At 67.7% G+C, this 15,627-nt stretch carries 15 protein-coding genes; 10 read left to right on the top strand and 5 right to left on the bottom strand.

Annotated features, from left to right (window positions below):
• Positions 1-19: 19 nt before the first annotated feature.
• The 6 genes from ribD (at position 20) to BG90_RS26520 (ending at position 6,516) form a co-directional block, all read left to right on the top strand.
• A complete protein-coding gene (ribD, locus tag BG90_RS26545; protein WP_025990230.1) occupies positions 20-1,126 on the top strand; it encodes a bifunctional diaminohydroxyphosphoribosylaminopyrimidine deaminase/5-amino-6-(5-phosphoribosylamino)uracil reductase RibD in 1,107 nt (368 codons plus the stop codon).
• 60 nt (positions 1,127-1,186) lie between these two features.
• On the top strand, positions 1,187-2,239 hold the full coding sequence (locus BG90_RS26540; protein WP_010108990.1) for a methyltransferase: 1,053 nt from the start codon (positions 1,187-1,189) through the stop codon (positions 2,237-2,239).
• 2 nt (positions 2,240-2,241) lie between these two features.
• Positions 2,242-3,105 (top strand): VOC family protein, encoded by an 864-nt coding sequence (locus BG90_RS26535; RefSeq protein ID WP_010118797.1) that lies wholly within the window; start codon positions 2,242-2,244, stop codon positions 3,103-3,105.
• Positions 3,106-3,139: 34 nt separating this feature from the next.
• Positions 3,140-4,543, top strand: coding sequence for an MFS transporter (locus BG90_RS26530; RefSeq protein WP_045568462.1), 1,404 nt, complete (start codon positions 3,140-3,142; stop codon positions 4,541-4,543).
• A 65-nt stretch (positions 4,544-4,608) separates the two neighbouring features.
• A complete protein-coding gene (locus tag BG90_RS26525; protein ID WP_010118805.1) occupies positions 4,609-5,100 on the top strand; it encodes a DUF2165 domain-containing protein in 492 nt (163 codons plus the stop codon).
• Positions 5,101-5,118: 18 nt separating this feature from the next.
• Positions 5,119-6,516, top strand: coding sequence for a DUF6687 family protein (locus tag BG90_RS26520; RefSeq protein WP_010118807.1), 1,398 nt, complete (start codon positions 5,119-5,121; stop codon positions 6,514-6,516).
• On the opposite strand, the gene BG90_RS26515 is transcribed toward BG90_RS26520, so the two are convergent.
• From BG90_RS26515 to BG90_RS26505, 3 genes are all read right to left on the bottom strand, one after another.
• Positions 6,513-7,298 carry a helix-turn-helix transcriptional regulator gene (locus BG90_RS26515; protein ID WP_010118808.1) on the bottom strand — a complete coding sequence of 262 codons (786 nt, stop codon included), beginning with the start codon at positions 7,296-7,298 and terminating at the stop codon, positions 6,513-6,515. The genes BG90_RS26520 and BG90_RS26515 overlap by 4 nt on opposite strands.
• 404 nt (positions 7,299-7,702) lie before the next feature.
• Positions 7,703-8,143, bottom strand: a complete 441-nt coding sequence (locus BG90_RS26510; protein ID WP_010108998.1) for a nuclear transport factor 2 family protein — start codon at positions 8,141-8,143, stop codon at positions 7,703-7,705.
• A gap of 96 nt (positions 8,144-8,239) precedes the next feature.
• Positions 8,240-10,261, bottom strand: a complete 2,022-nt coding sequence (locus BG90_RS26505; protein WP_010118812.1) for an NADPH-dependent 2,4-dienoyl-CoA reductase — start codon at positions 10,259-10,261, stop codon at positions 8,240-8,242.
• 146 nt (positions 10,262-10,407) lie between these two features.
• Between BG90_RS26505 and BG90_RS26500 the strand changes: the two genes are divergently transcribed.
• The 4 genes from BG90_RS26500 to BG90_RS26485 all read left to right on the top strand — a co-directional run bounded on the left by BG90_RS26500 (position 10,408) and on the right by BG90_RS26485 (position 14,439).
• Positions 10,408-10,965 (top strand): PadR family transcriptional regulator, encoded by a 558-nt coding sequence (locus BG90_RS26500; protein WP_010109001.1) that lies wholly within the window; start codon positions 10,408-10,410, stop codon positions 10,963-10,965.
• A 253-nt stretch (positions 10,966-11,218) separates the two neighbouring features.
• Entirely contained in the window at positions 11,219-12,001 is a 783-nt protein-coding gene (thiM, locus tag BG90_RS26495; RefSeq protein WP_045568576.1) for a hydroxyethylthiazole kinase, read from the top strand.
• Between the two features lie 594 nt (positions 12,002-12,595).
• A complete protein-coding gene (locus BG90_RS26490) occupies positions 12,596-13,429 on the top strand; it encodes a TauD/TfdA family dioxygenase (protein WP_025990231.1) in 834 nt (277 codons plus the stop codon).
• Positions 13,430-13,551: 122 nt separating this feature from the next.
• On the top strand, positions 13,552-14,439 hold the full coding sequence (locus BG90_RS26485) for an AEC family transporter (RefSeq protein ID WP_010109007.1): 888 nt from the start codon (positions 13,552-13,554) through the stop codon (positions 14,437-14,439).
• Positions 14,440-14,584: 145 nt separating this feature from the next.
• Here BG90_RS26485 and BG90_RS26480 read toward each other — a convergent pair whose 3' ends face one another.
• Both BG90_RS26480 and BG90_RS26475 read right to left on the bottom strand, forming a co-directional pair.
• Positions 14,585-15,205, bottom strand: a complete 621-nt coding sequence (locus BG90_RS26480) for a hypothetical protein (RefSeq protein ID WP_010118825.1) — start codon at positions 15,203-15,205, stop codon at positions 14,585-14,587.
• Between the two features lie 144 nt (positions 15,206-15,349).
• Positions 15,350-15,607 carry a DUF2249 domain-containing protein gene (locus tag BG90_RS26475; protein ID WP_025990232.1) on the bottom strand — a complete coding sequence of 86 codons (258 nt, stop codon included), beginning with the start codon at positions 15,605-15,607 and terminating at the stop codon, positions 15,350-15,352.
• Positions 15,608-15,627: the final 20 nt, after the last annotated feature.

Below are 15,627 nucleotides of genomic sequence, written 5' to 3'. Positions count from 1 at the left end.
ACCGGGCGGATGGCAGACGATGAGCACGTTTTCCGATATCGACCGCCTGCACATGGCCCATGCGCTGCGGCTCGCCGAACAGGGCCTTTACACGACGCGCCCGAATCCGCGCGTCGGCTGCGTGATCGCACATGGCGAACAGGTGCTCGGCACCGGCTGGCACCGGCGCGCGGGCGAACCGCACGCGGAAGTGCACGCGCTGCGCGAAGCCGGCGAACGCGCGCGCGGCGCGACCGCATACGTGACGCTCGAGCCGTGCGCGCATTACGGCAGGACGCCGCCGTGCGCGAACGCGCTCGTCGCGGCGGGTGTCGCGCGCGTCGTGATCGCGGCGCGCGATCCGTTCGAGCAGGTCGCGGGGCGCGGCGCCGCGCGGCTCGCCGACGCGGGCATCGTCGTCGAGCAAGGGTTGATGGAAGCCGAGGCGCGCGAGCTGAACATCGGCTTTTTCAGCCGGATCGAGCGCGGCCGCCCTTGGACGCGCGCGAAGCTGATCCTGTCGATCGACGGGCCGCTCGACGGGATCGACCGGACGGTGCTCGACGCCACGGAATCCGAGTCGCGCGACGACGTCCGGCACTGGCGGGCGCGCAGCTCCGTCGTGCTCGCGCCGCACGGCGTGCCCTTCCCGGCGGCGCGCAACGGCGCCGCGCCGGGCTACGTCGTCCGCTCGCGCGACTTCGCGGCGCTCGACGCATCGCCCGCAACGACGGAAGGCGTGCCGACGCTCGCGCTGCATCGGGAGGACGCGGGCGTCGCCGCCGGTTACGCGACCGCGCGCGCCGATGCGCCGGCCGCCGGCACATCCGCCGATGCCGGCGCCGACCTCCGCCTGCCCGACGCGCTCGCGCGCCTCGCGGCGCAAGGCGTCAACGAGCTGTTCATCGACGCCGATCTCGCGCTATGCGACGCGTTGTTCGAAGGCAATCTCGCCGACGAACTGCTGCTGTACGTGCATCCGTCGCGCTGCGGCGTGCCCGTGCCGGCGCCGCGGCTCGTCGCGTCGATCGACGACGTCGCGCACCGCTGGGGCCTGCGGCCGTTCCAGCATCGCGCGGTCGGCTGCGGCCAACGCATCCTGCTGCGCCGTCGCGCGCGGCAACCTGAGCAGACAGTACGTCAATAGCCGCGCGGCGCCCGTCGCCGCGCACCGTTTTTCCCAGGACCACATCGAACGAGGACCTCAATGAACGCACCTGCAGTCGAGACCATCTACGAGTCGACCGAAGACAAGGCGGCACTGACTTCGGTCGTCGACTTGGTGAAGCTGTCCGACCAATACCGGCAATCGGCGATCCTGCATTACGCCGTCGCCGAAAAGCTGTTCGATTTGACGCAAACGAGCCGCACGCCGGCCGAAGTCGCCGCGAGCTTCGGCATGGTCGAGGGCAAGGTCGCGATCCTGCTGCACGCGCTCGTCGCGCTCGGCCTGCTGGGCAAGGAAGGCGACGCGTTCCGCAACACCGAGCTGACCGCGCGCTACCTGACGAGCACGAGCGCCGATTACATCGGCCCGATCGTCGAGCACCAGCATCTGCAATGGGACAACTGGCCGCGCCTCGGCGAGATCCTGCGCAGCGAGAAGCCGCTCGGTTTCCAGCAGGAGAGCCGCTTCGCGCACGACACCCGCGCGCGCGACGCGTTCAACGACGCGATGGTGCGCCTGAGCCAGCCGATGGTCGACGTCGTGAGCGGCCTCGGCGTGTTCGCCCATGCGCGCACCGTGATCGACCTCGCGGGCGGCCACGGCACGTATCTCGCGCACGTGCTGCGCCGCCACCCTGGCCTGACGGGCCAGATCTGGGATCTGCCGACGACCCGCGACGCCGCGCAGAAAACGATCAAGGCGCACGGCCTCGCCGGCCGCGTCGAGTTCTTCGAGAAGAACCTGCTCGACGCGCGCAACTTCGAGGGCGGCGCGGCGGACGTCGTGATGCTGAACGACTGCCTGCACTACTTCGACGATCCGGAGGCGCGCGTGGTGATCGGCCATGCGGCCGGCCTCGTGAAGCCGGGCGGCGCATTCCTGATCCTCACGATGACGATGGACGACAACCGCGTGACGCCCGCGCTGTCCGCCGATTTCTCGCTGCACATGATGGTGAACACGAATCACGGCGAGCTGCATCCGACGCCGTGGATCGCCGGCGTCGTGCGCGACAACGGCCTGTCGGTCAGCGAGCAGTCGATCGGCCGCTACACGCTTGTCATCGGTCAACGTCCCGCCAGCGAGGTCTAACCATGCTCGTCTTCGAACTGATCAATCTCGACGTCAATCCCGCCGATGCGGAACAGATCACGCGCACGCTGTCCACGCAATGCACGGCGGCCGGCTACCGGCTGCGCGCGCCGCAGGCGGACGGCACCGCGCCCGACGGCGTGTTCGTGCTGTCGCGCACGGCTTCGCCGGCGGCGAACGCCGAGCGCGCCGGCCCGGCCGGCTGGGCGGCCGCCGCGCAGATCCACGTCGATCCGGCCGGCACGGACGGCGAAGCGCCCGCGGTCTGGCGCGAGGGCCATCCGAGCGCGTTTTGCTATCCGCTCGCGCTCGAGCTGAAGACGGCCGACGCATCGTCCGAGCTCGCGCGCGACTGGCTCGCGAGCTTCGCGACCTTCACCGCGTGCATCAAGATGTGGCGCCGGCTGCGCGACGAGCCCGAGCAAGGCCGGCCGCGCGAATTGCGCGTGAACCACATCAACATCCTCGCCCGCGATCTCGACAAATCGGTCGATTTCTACCGCCGAATCTTCGGAGCGGCTTACTGCTACAACCTCGGTCCGAAGAAGGTTGTAATGGAGCTGAACGGCTTCGATTTCTTCATCGAGCAGGCGAACGTGGTCGCCTACCCGCCCGGCTACCACTTCGGCGTGCGCTCGGATCCGGACGGCGTCAGGTCGATCGCCGAACTCGTCGAGGCGGACGGCGGCATCAAGATCGTCAAGGGCAACGGCCCGGCGCCCGGCTATCACGCAGGCCCGGACCGCGTGCGCACCGCCTTCTACTTCCAGGACCCCGACGGGCTCGAAATCGAAGTCTATTCCCCGGAGATCGAGATGCTCGAGAGCAATCCTCACCTGATCTCGCAGCATCTGTCGCCATCCTGACGCAAACCCAACCCAGCAACCGACGAGGTAGTCCATGAGTTCCATCACCGCCCCTTCGTGGGGAGAACTGCTGTCCGGCCGCAACGGCTTGCGCTCGATCGCGCTCGCAGGAGGCGTCGCGCTGCACGCGATCAACATCTATATCGCGACGACGATCCTGCCTTCGGTCGTGCGCGACATCGGCGGACTCGAGTACTACGCATGGAACACCACGCTGTTCATGGCCGCCTCGATCATCGGCGCGCCGCTGTCCGCGAACGTGCTCAGCCGTTTCGGACCGCGCGCCGCCTATCTCGTCGCGCTCGTCGTGTTCTGCGCGGGCACGCTCGCGTGCGCGGGCGCGAAGGACATGCCATGGATGCTCGTCGGCCGCTTTGCGCAGGGCTTCGGCGGCGGCATCCTGTTCGCGCTCAGCTATGCGCTGATCCGCATCGTGTTCGACGAGCGCCTGTGGTCGCGCGCGATGGCGATGGTGTCCGGCATGTGGGGCGTCGCGACGCTGTGCGGGCCCGCGATCGGCGGGATCTTCGCGCAATCGGGCACCTGGCGGCTCGCGTTCGTCGCGCTCGTGCCGGTCGCCGTCCTGCTCGCGCTGATCGTGATCGTCCAGTTGCCCGCGCGCGAAGCGGCGGGCGCACAGGCTGCGCGGCCCGCGATCGGCAAGATCCTGCTGCTCGCGGTGTCGGTGCTCGTCGTGTCGGTTGCGAGCCTGTCGAAGGAGATCGTCGCGAACGTCGCGGGCGTCGCCGCGGGCCTCGCGATCGCCGTGCTGATCGCGCGCTTCGAGCGCGGCGCGGCGATCCGGCTGCTGCCGACGGGCGCGTATGACGTTCGCGCGCCGCTCGGCGCGATCTACGCGTGCATGAGCCTGCTCGTGATCGGGATGACGACCGAGATCTTCGTGCCGTACTTCCTGCAGATCGTCCACGGCTACCCGCCGCTCCTCGCCGGCTATCTGACCGCATTGATGGCGGCGGGCTGGACCGTCGGCTCGCTGTTCAGCTCCGGGCGCAGCGCGCGCACCGCACAGGCGCTCGTGCGCGGCGGGCCGCTCCTCGTCGCGCTCGCGCTCGTCGCGCTCGCGATCGTCGTGCCGCCGCGGCATCTGCTGGGCGCGGGCCCCGGCCTCGCGCTGCTGTGCGCGGCGCTCGCGGCGGTGGGCGTCGGCATCGGCGTCGGCTGGCCGCATCTGCTCACGCAAGTGCTGACGAGCGCGCCGGCCGGCCAGGAGGATCTCGCGTCGACGTCGATCACGACCGTCCAGCTCTATGCGACCGCGATCGGCTCCGCGCTCGCCGGCCTCGTCGCGAACCTCGCCGGCTTCACGGAGCCGGGCGGCCTCGCCGGCGCGCAGCACGCGGCCGCGTGGCTCTTCGCCGTGTTCGCGGCGGCGCCCGTGCTCGCCGCGCTCGTCGCGCGCCGCGTGCGCACCCGATGACCGCCGCGCGCGCCGCACACGCGGCGCGCGCCGCCCGGCCGCCCCCCCGCAACAGGACAAGCACGATGAGCCCGCTGACCGACATCGATCTGTTCAAGAGCCTGCACGCGTTCGCGATCGCCGGATGGGCGACGGTCGTCACGATCAACAACGTGCAGACGTTCGCCGCGACGACGGGCACCGTCGGCCGCACGATGAGCATGGCGCTGCTCAAGCAGGACCCGCCCGTCGACACGCCGCTGTTGCGCCGCGCGAGCACGTCGCGCGGCCTGCACCGGGCCGCGCTCGCGATCATCGTGCTGCTGCAGGCGCTCACCGCGATCGCGATGTGGGGCGGCGTCTACCTGCTGCTGACGACGCCGGCGCCGCACGCGGCCGCGTTGCCGTGGCTCGACGCCGGCGCGACCGGCTTCGCCGCGTGCGCGCTCGTGCTGCTGCTCGGCGGCCTGTGGTACGGCTACTGGATACGCCAGGAAGGTCTGCAATTGACGCATATCGCGCTCGTCGTCTGGTCGATCGCCGCCTACCTGCTGTTCCACCTCGGTACGACAACTTGATTTGACAGGATCCCTGCGATGACGACCCTTCTTCCCGTCCACGACGGCGATCACGTCGTGCAGTTCGACGACGACGTCGCCGCCCGGCTCGACGGCTTCGAGCTGCGGCTGCTCGCGGGCCGCATCGTCGCGATCCGCGACAACCAGTTCATCGATTTGCAAAACCTGATCGCGGGCAGCGGCGCCGTCACGCGCGACGGCAATCCGTACGACCTGCGGCGCCGCAATCTCGGCGCGCTCCATTACGACTTCGGCCGCCACGGCGAGCTCGAACTGCGCGATGCCGCCACCGACGGCGCAGGCCTTGCCGCCGCGCTCGCGCCGCGGACCGCTGTCGCGCCGCCGCCGCCGATCGAGGCGGTCCGGCTCGCGTCCGGCGACCGCCTCGCGTTCCTGCCGTTCGAGCACGCGCGCGACGTGCCGAACATCTCCGCGGACGCAACCCACAACGCGGCGACGCGGATCACGCTGTCGCACTGGCCGGCGAACCGCACGCCCGCGCGCTACAAGGCGAACCTGTCGACCGAGAGCGTGCTGCGTTTCGTGCCCGAGTGGGTCGACGATCCCGACATACGGCATGTGACGACCGATCACTTCGACCTCGACGGGCTCTCGTCGGTGTACGGGCTGATCGCGCCCGGCCATGCGTTGCGCCATCAGGCGCTGCTCGTCGACGTCGCGCGCTTCGGCGATTTCGCGCGCGGCCGCTCGGCCCCCGCGCGCCGGCTCGCATTCGCGCTGAATACGGTCGTCGCGCAAGCGTCACGCGACATCGGCACGCCACGCGACGAGAGCACGCGCATCGCGCTCGTCTTTCGCGCGCTGCTGCCGGCGCTGCGCGATCTGCTCGACGCGCCGTCGATCCCCGATGCGCTGTGGCGCGACGCGGACCAGCATCACGCGGCGACGGAAGCGCTGCTCGACCATCCGGACGCGACGCTCGAGCAGCATCCGGAACTCGATCTCGCGGTGTTTCGCTTGCCGGCCTTGGACGCGCTCCGAGGATGCGCGTCGCAGCGCTACTTCGGCCTGTCGCCGATCGGCTTTCACAACCGGACGCCGCTGTCGACGGTCGCGCTCGTCGCGCACGGCGACGTCGTCGTGCATCAGCGCTACGAGGGATGGGTCGAGCGCGTGTCGGCGGCGCCGCGGCCGCGGCGCGATCTGTCGATCTTCGTGCGCGCGCTGCAAGCGGCCGACGCGCGCGCGCGCCGCTGGCAATACGACGGCGTGCAACACATCATGCCGCGGCTCGGCCACGACGGCACCCGGCCGAGCGGCATTCCGGCGGAAACGATCGTGCGCGAGCTGAAGCGCCTGCTCGCGGTCGCGCCCGCCGCGTGGCAGCCGACGCCCACGGCCGACCGAAACGCCGGCGCGCCGATCGCTCGCGTCGAGGGTGGCGCGCTCGGCTAAAGCATCGCAACGACGGCTGGCGGCTTGGCGGCCGCCAGCACGCCGGCAGGCATCGGCGGCGCCGCGCGCTCGAGCACGACCGACAGCTGATTGCGCAGCAGCGACTGCGGAATGCGGTTGCAATAGCCGGCGCCCGCCGCGATATCGATCAGTTCGTTCTTGCTCGACGCGGAGAACTTGCAACGCAGGTTTTCCATATATTGCTCGATCGTCCGCACCGACAGGCCGAGGATGTTTGCGATGTCCTTCGCCGTCTTGTTGCGCGCGAGAAAAAACAGCACCTGCCGCTCGCGCTCGGTCAGCGCGAGCGCGTCCTTCGGCGAATCGATCCGGTACGAGCCCTGCTCGACGGGATCGCCGACCCGCTTGCCCGCATACGAATCGCCGATCACGCGGCCGAGCGTGATCATGTCGATCTGCGACAGCTCCGCCGCGTGAAAGATCGTGCCGACGATCTCCTGGTTCCTGTCGACGAGCGGGATCTTCGTGAAGACGAACGCCATCCAGACGTCCGATGCATACGGATGGACGTCGAGCACCTTGATCGCCCGGCCGGTTTCGCGGACCTCGCGGTCCTGCGCCTGGAATTGGTCCGCACAATTCGACGAGCCGCACGGCAGATCGAATGCGGATTTGTTCTCGAGTTCGCGCGGATTGCGCACGCCGACCACTCTGGCGAACGCGTCGTTGACGTGTATGAATCGCGACTGGCGGTCCTGGCAGCCCCAAAGACCGGGATAATGATCGAAAATCAACTTCAGCTGGTCAACGAAGCAAGTCATCTGGCCTCCAATTGGTATTTTTCGGTCATACCTGCGAGTTCGTCCGCGCGCGCAAAAGCGCGCGAGGACGAAAACAGTCTCCTCCACTGCTTGATCGATCACTGCATGTCGGCATGCGGAACGACGCCGTGCGATGCGCGTCGGCACACGCGCTCGCTCGAATCCGATCGGGACATCGGTGTTCCGCCACGCCGTGAAACACGGCTGTCGCGCATTCGAAATAAAACGATTCGCGGCAACGTTCGCGAATCGTTCATGACAAGGACCGGTCACGCGTGCGTGGCACAACGACCGCGCGACCTGTTTCGGAGTTTAAAGCAATGCAATCGTAATATTTAGCCTGAAAACGCTATTAGTGTTTTAAAAAGCGAAAATCTCTATTTCTATTTTTATTCGCTTATTGTTCACACATTCGCCTTGAACTCGGGCAGCCGCGCGCCGATGCGCGCCGCCATTTCCGCGCCGAGCGCCTGCAGGCCGCTTGCCGGTCGCACCATCACCTCGAATTCGACGATCTTGCCGTGCTCGTCGAAGCGGATCAGATCGACGCCCTTCAACTGCCTGTCGCCGACTCGCGCGCTGAACTCGAGCACGACGTTCAGGCCGTCGTCGGTCGCGAGCTGCCGGTGATAGGCGAAATCGTCGAACACCTTCACGACCGTGCCGATCGCGAGCACGAGCGCCGGCGCGCCCGCATAGGCCGAGTGCGCGACCGGCGAACGGAACACCGCGTTCGGATCGGCGATGTCGGCAAGGCCGGTCATGTCGCGCGCCGCGACCATCGCGTGCCAGCGCTCGAGCGACGGCCGCACGGCCGGCTGCACGCCGGCGGGAATCGAAGTCATGTTGCGTCTCCTTTTCGGTCAGTCGGATGTGTCGTCATGTGATGCGATGCCGCGCCGCACGCGCATCCGCGTGCACGGCGCGGCGAACGACGCTCGTCAGATCGACGCGGCGAGCGTCGTGCCCTGCAGGATCGCGCGCTTCGCGTCGAGCTCCGCGGCGACGTGCGCGCCGCCGATCAGATGCACCGAGCAGCCGGCCGCTCGCAGGCCGTCGTACAGTTCGCGCCGCGGCTCCTGGCCCGCGCAGACGACGACGCTGTCGACGGCGAGCGTCTGCGGCTCGCCGTCGATCCGCACATGCAGCCCCGCGTCGTCGATCCGCTCGTACGACACGCTCGACGACATCGCGACGCGCCGCGCCTTCAGCGACGTCCGATGAATCCAGCCCGTCGTCTTGCCGAGTCCGTCGCCGACCTTCGACGCCTTGCGCTGCAGCAGATGCACGTTGCGCGGCGCGGCCTCGACATGCGGCATGCGCACGCCGCCGCGCCCTTCGTAGCCGACGTCGATGCCCCATTCCGAATAGAACTTGGGCGGCGCGACGCTCGCGCTTTCGCCCGTTTGCGTCAGATACTCGCTGACGTCGAAGCCGATCCCGCCCGCGCCGATCACCGCGACGTTCGCGCCGACCGGCATGCCGTCGCGCAACACGTCGAGATAGCCGAGCACGTTCGCGCGATCGATGCCGTCGATGTCGGGCAGGCGCGGCACGACGCCCGTCGCGAGCACGATTTCGTCGAAGCCGCCGCCCGCGAGCCGCGCGACGTCGACGCGCGTATTCAGATGCAGCTTCACGCCGCGCAACTCGATCTGCCGTTGGAAATAGCGCAGCGTCTCGTGGAATTCCTCCTTGCCGGGCACCTTCTTTGCGATGTTGAACTGTCCGCCGATCTCGGACGACGCTTCGAACAATTCGACGTCGTGCCCGCGCTCGGCTGCCGTGACGGCAAAGCTCAGCCCCGCCGGCCCCGCGCCGACGACCGCGATCCGCTTGCGCGTCGCGGCGGGCTCGATCACGAGCTCGGTCTCGTGGCACGCGCGCGGATTGACGAGGCACGACGTGATCTTGCCGCTGAAGATGTGGTCGAGACACGCCTGGTTGCAGCCGATGCAGGTATTGATCTCGTCCGCGCGCCCCTCGCGCGCCTTGCGCACGAACTGCGAATCGGCGAGGAACGGCCGCGCCATCGACACCATGTCGCAATAGCCGTCGGCGAGCAGCCGCTCGGCGACGTCGGGCGTGTTGATCCGGTTCGTCGCGATAAGCGGGATGCCGACCTTGCCGACGAGCCGCTTCGTCACCCACGCATACGCGGCGCGCGGCACCTTCGTCGCGATCGTCGGGATGCGCGCCTCGTGCCAGCCGATCCCGGTGTTCAGGATCGTCGCGCCGGCCGCCTCGATCGCCTGCGCGAGCCGGATCACTTCGTCGAGCGTCGAGCCGCCTTCGACGAGATCGAGCATCGACAGCCGGTAGATGATGATGAAGCGCGGCCCGACCCGTTCGCGCACGCGCCGCACGATCTCGACCGGAAAGCGCATGCGGTTCTCGTACGAGCCGCCCCATTCGTCGTCGCGATGGTTCGTGCACGCGGCGATGAACGCGTTGATCAGATAGCCCTCGGAGCCCATGATCTCGACGCCGTCGTAGCCCGCGTACTGCGCGAGCGCCGCGCAGCGCGCGAAGTCGTCGATCGTCGCTTCGACCTCGCTTGCCGACAGCGGATGCGGCGTGAACCTGTTGATCGGCGCCTTCAGCGCGCTCGGCGCGACGAGCGCCGGGTGATACGCGTAGCGGCCGAAATGCAGGATCTGCATCGCGATCTTGCCGTCGGCGTCGTGCACCGCGCGCGTGACGACCCGATGGCGTTCCGCCTCCTCTTCGGTCGTGAGCATCGAGCCGCCCGGTACCATCCGGCCCCGCTCGTTCGGCGCGATCCCGCCCGTGACGATGAGCCCGGCCTCGCCGCGCGCGCGCTCCGCGTAGAACGCGGCCATGCGCTCGAAGCCGTTTGGCGCCTCCTCGAGCCCGACGTGCATCGAGCCCATCAATACGCGATTCTTCAACGACGTGAAACCGAGCTCCAGCGGAGCCGTCAGGTGGGGATAGTGGGTCATCGATCGCTCTTTTTTGCAACAGGTTGCATAAATATATCGACGCGCACCCACGAATGCAACGCGTTGCATAAAGTGGGCTCTCTAAACGGGCAGGCATCCCGCGATATGGCAAGATTCAAGGGTTTCGACCATCCGCTCCAACGTCAATGTCCCTGCCGCACGCGCTGCTCACCTCCCTCGCCGAACGCCCGGGCTCCGGCTCCGAGCTGACGCGTCGCTTCGACCGCTCGATCGGCTACTTCTGGCACGCGACTCATCAGCAGATCTATCGCGAGCTCGCGCGGCTCGAGGACGAAGGCTGGGTCGAGTCGACGCCTGTCGAGCAGGCGCGCGGTCGCAAGCGCGCGTACCGGATCCTGCCGGCGGGCCGCAAGGAGCTGAAGCGCTGGATCGCGCTGCACGACGATCCGAAGCCGCTGCGCGACGAGCTGATGATCCGGCTGCGCGCGGAGGCGGTCGTCGGGCCGACCGGGCTCGCCGACGAAATCAGGCGGCGGCTCGAGCTGCATCGGCAAAAGCTCGCGGTCTATCGCGAGATCGAGGCGCGCGATTTCGCGCACGACATGGGCACGAAGGATCGGCGCTTGCAGCATCTCGTGCTGCACGCCGGGATCATGCAGGAGAGCCTGAGCATCGAGCTGATGCAGCATGCGCTGGACATTCTGTCGATGCCGGACGAGAAGCCGAAGCGGCGAAGCGCGTGACGTCGCGCACGCATGCGGGCCGACGCGTGCACACGCGATCGTGCACGCCGCGAGTCCCTGCGGCAGGGAATCGATCGAAGGCCTTTGACGGCGATCCACGCACGCGCGCGCCGCAACGGTTACAGTGCCTCGGCCGCACTTCCCGAAGATGCCGGCGGACTTCAGAGCACGTTGCGCGAATGCGCAAGCATTCGCGCATGCGGGCTCGAATGCCCGAATGCGCGAATACCCGAATGCGACAAGGAACCACGACATGAAATCGATCTCCTGGAATACGCCGTCCGTCCGCCACGAGTTGGCCGCGCTCAAGCAAGCCGCGCCGTTCGTCTATGGGCTCACGAACTACGTCGCGGCGAATCTGAGCGCCAATGCATTGCTCGCCGTCGGCGCGGCGCCCGCGATCGGCGCGGCGGCCGACTGGCCCGCGCGCTTCGGCGCCGGCGCCGGCGCGCTGTGGATCAACACCGCGGCGCTGATGAGCAGCGGCGCCGACACGCTGCGTGCGGCCGCGCGCGCCGCCGCGGAAGCGGGCACGCGCTGGGTGCTCGATCCGGTCGCGGTCGGCGCGGGCGCGCCCGAATACGACGCGATCGTGCGCGATCTGCTCGCGTTCAAGCCGACCGTGATCCGCGGCAACGCGAGCGAGCTGATCGCGCTCGCGGGCGGCGCCGCGGCCGGCAAAGGCGTCGACACGACTGCGAGCTCGGAAAGCGCGCTCGCGTTCATCGGCGATCTCGCGCGGCGCAGCGGCGCGATCGTCGCGGTAAGCGGGCCGACCGACTATGTGACGGACGGCGTCGACACGCTCGCGATCGCAGGCGGCGACGCGCGCTTGACGCGCGTGACGGGAGCCGGATGCGCGCTCGGCGCGTTGATCGCGGCGCTCCTTGCGCAACGCGGTGCGCCGCTGCTCGCGACGGGAGCGGCGCATGCGATCTATGCGATTGCCGCGGAGCGTGCGGCGGATGCGCGCGGCACCGCTTCGTTCGGCGTACGGTTCGTTGACGAATTGTCGTTGCTCGACCCGGCCGAATAATCGTTTGAAACGCCTCGCTTGACGACGCGGGCCCTGATCATGCGTCTCACGCATGGCCGTCTCGCTCGCTTGCGTCCCTGTCGCATTCGAAGCAATCCGCAATATGCATGGGGCCGCGATCGAATTCGCGAATCGGCACCGGCCGCCAAACTCACCGCTTCATTTCCCACTTTTTAGAACACTCGAACTTTTTCGTCTCCAGTGTCGAATATCGGATGCGATCGCCAATCAGAAAATATTCGATAACTTTACCTATTTGCATATCCTGAAACGTCGCTGACGCTCGTACTGCGCATGCGACGCTTGAACAGACTCAACATTCAGAAGCAATAACGCTTGAATTCAGTCATTGCGCGCGATGCAGAAATAAAACGAATTTCATCAATAAAACACCGCATCGCTCCCCATCTCGGCTTTCCAATCCGGAATTAGACCAATCAATCTATTTGTAAACTATTTCGCAACGCATTTATGCATTTGTAATATAAACGATAGAAAGTGGAAAGAGAGACAGGCGGAGACATCGCCCGTTAATTAGCATTATCGAAACACTTGGGCGAAAACCGTGTGCAATCCACGTTCCGAGGGCCGATTATGTTGACTCTGACTTCCAGCATTTCTGCGCAATCGCTTCGTCAACCGTTCGACAGCACGTTGCCGCTGACCGAAGTGACGCTACCCGTCCGCTCTCCCTGCACGATGACCGACGACGAGATCTCCGACATGATCGGAACCTTCAATCGTTACGGCTTCGTGATCCTCGACTGCGAGTCGTCGGAAAGGGAGAACCTGCTCGCGCTCAAGCCGCTGCTCGGCAACGCCGCGCCGCATAAGCGCGCGGATGCCGACGGCGTCGTCCCCATAAACGCGTTCAAGCCGGTCGCCGGACACATCGATTCGTCGCACGAAGCGCATCTGCCGCATACGGACGGCGCATTCTCGGACGCGCCCGAACGGATCATCACGCTGCAATGCGTGAGACCGTCGCAGGAAGGCGGACTGTCGACGCTGTCGAGCGCGAAGGCCGCGTATCGTCACATCGTCGAGCGCTACGGCGACGTCGCGCCGCTCACGCACGCCGACGCACTGACGATCGAGCGCACGACGCAAAAGAGCACGGCGGCCGTGTTCAAGCCGGAAGACGACGGCTGGTCGATCAAGTTCCGGATGAACGACGGCGCCGCCACCGCGACGCCCGCACCCGCCGCCGCCGACATGTACGGCAGCCTCGCGCGCTTCCTGACCGATCCGGACAACGTGCTGCTGTTTCCGCTCGAGCCCGGGCAGATCCTGATCGGCGACAACACTGCGGTCACGCATGGACGCACCCGCTATCCGCCCGACCAGCGCCGCAACATGCGCCGTCTGAATTTCGACGGCTGCGGCGCGCTCGAACGCGAGTTCGTCTTCGGCTTCGGCGAAGACTGATCCGGCTTCGCCCGCTCCGCATCGTCGAGCGCCGTGCGACGGCCGCCACGATTGCGTCGCGCGGCCGGCGCGCGCCATCCCGCATCGGCGGCCCATGCCGCCGTCTCCTCGAGATCGCCTGAATGCAAAACGATTTTTCGCTGGTCGTCCTTCCGATCTTCGTGTGCTCGCTGATCGGTCTGCTGTGGGTCAAGCTCAAGCTGCCGATGAACGCCGCGTGCCTGAGCGCGCTCGTGTCGAACATCGGCATTCCTTGCCTGCTGCTGTCGTCGCTCGACCGGCCGAATCTGACGGCGCGCGTGCTCGTCCATACGTTCGCCGCGGGCGCCGTCGCGCTCGTGTGCTTCGCGGCGCTCGGCGCGCTCTTCCTGCGCGTGCTGAAGCTGCCGCTGCGACAATACCTGCCGTCGCTGATGCTGCCCAATACGTCGAATCTCGGCTTGCCCGTCGCGCTTTTCGCGTTCGGCGAGCCAGGGCTGCTGTATGCGGTCGCATTCTCCGCGCTCGTGCAGATCGGCCATTTCACGATCGGCGTCTGGCTGCTGTCCGGTCGTGCGTCGTGGAAATCGATTGCTGCGAGCCCGACGATCTGGGCGGTCGTCGTCGCGCTCTTCATGACGGTGAACGGCCTGCGCCTGCCCGCGCCGCTCGCGGCGACCTCGACGCAGCTCGGCAACATGGCGCCGCCGCTGATGCTGCTGATGCTCGGCGCGTCGCTCGCGAACATCCGGCTCGCCGGCTTGCACCGGGTCGCGGTGCTCGCGGTCGTGCGTGTCGCGGGCGGCCTCGGCGTCGGGCTCGGGCTCGCGTACCTGCTGGGACTGCCGAGCGTCGCGGCGGGCGCGTTCGTCGTTCAATGCACGATGCCCGTCGCGGTGCTGAGCCACCTGATCGCACAACAGTACGACGGCCCGACCGAAGACATCGCAGGCATGATCCTCGTGTCGACCGGGCTCGCGCTCGCCGGGCTGCCGTTGATGCTCGCTTCGGCGAAACTGGTTGTCGGTTAGGCGGAGGGGTTCAAACTCCGCCTTCCGATTTTCGTCCGCCGCGAGCGCGGACAGGCCGCGATGCGCTCAAACGCAGGCGCAGCGCTTGTGCCGCGACGCAGCGCGCATCCGTTTCGCTTGCGCCGCGCGGCAAGCCCGCCGCGCATCAGCGATGCAGCACGATGACATCGGCGTCGTCCGCATGTTCGAGCAGCAGCCGGCGAACGCGCGCCTGCCAGAGTTCGCGGAACAACGCGGCATCGTCGGGCGACGCCGTCATCGCGACGCAGCGCGGCAGCAGATCGGCGATCCGCGGATCGCCCGGCACGCGATCGAGCCGCGCCGACACGCCGATGCTCGCTTCCGTATCGACACGCGTGAAGCGGAGCCGCCCCGGCATCGGCTCGCCGAACGCGAGCAGCCGGCGGCGATCGAAGCGGCCGCCGATCCCCTTGAAGCCCGTGTCGAACGTCGCGCCCGTCAGCATGCCGACGACGTTCGCCATCACGCCCGTCACGCCCTCCGTCGCCGGATCGCGCAGCGCGACGCGAATCGCGCCGCGCTCGGCGGGCGCATGGCCGTACAGCGCATTGAGCGCGGCACGCGTCATCAGATACGCGGACGCGACCGTCGGACACGAATGGCCCGCGAGCTTCACGACGTCCGCATAGCCGTACTCGATCGCGCCGCCGCCATGCGCAGCGCCGAGGAATGCGGCGAGCGGATCGTGCAGCGCGATGCGCGGCACGGCGTCGAAGAATTCAGGAAAACGGTCTGATGGATGCATGAGGGGCGGGATACGCTTATGGTCACACGGAGCATGGAGCATGGAGCGCGCGGACGGCGCCGCTCGGCATCGGCGGGCGACGCGGATGCCGCCACGGCCGAGGCGCTGCCCGCGCGGCGGGCGGCGGGCGGCGGGCGGCGTCGATCATTGGACGACGAAATCGATCACGATCGTCCCGGGCTCGCGCTGCCGGTACTCGACGCCGACCCGCTCGCCATAATGCAGGCGAATCTGGTTGAGGAGCGGAAGCGGATCGTGATCGTTGACGAAGCGCATGGTTTCGCCGGACTGAAGCGCGTCGAGCGCGCCGAAGATCGCCGCATGACGGAATCGCTTCGCGACGCCGCGCGCGTCGAACGGATAAATCGCGGTCGAAGAAAGATGGAGATGCGGCTGCGACATGATCGGAAGTCCTTATCGGA

The organism is Burkholderia oklahomensis C6786, assembly GCF_000959365.1.
In the GTDB taxonomy this organism is placed as follows: Bacteria; Pseudomonadota; Gammaproteobacteria; order Burkholderiales; family Burkholderiaceae; genus Burkholderia; species Burkholderia oklahomensis.
This window is presented reverse-complemented; position numbering and strand designations above follow the sequence as displayed.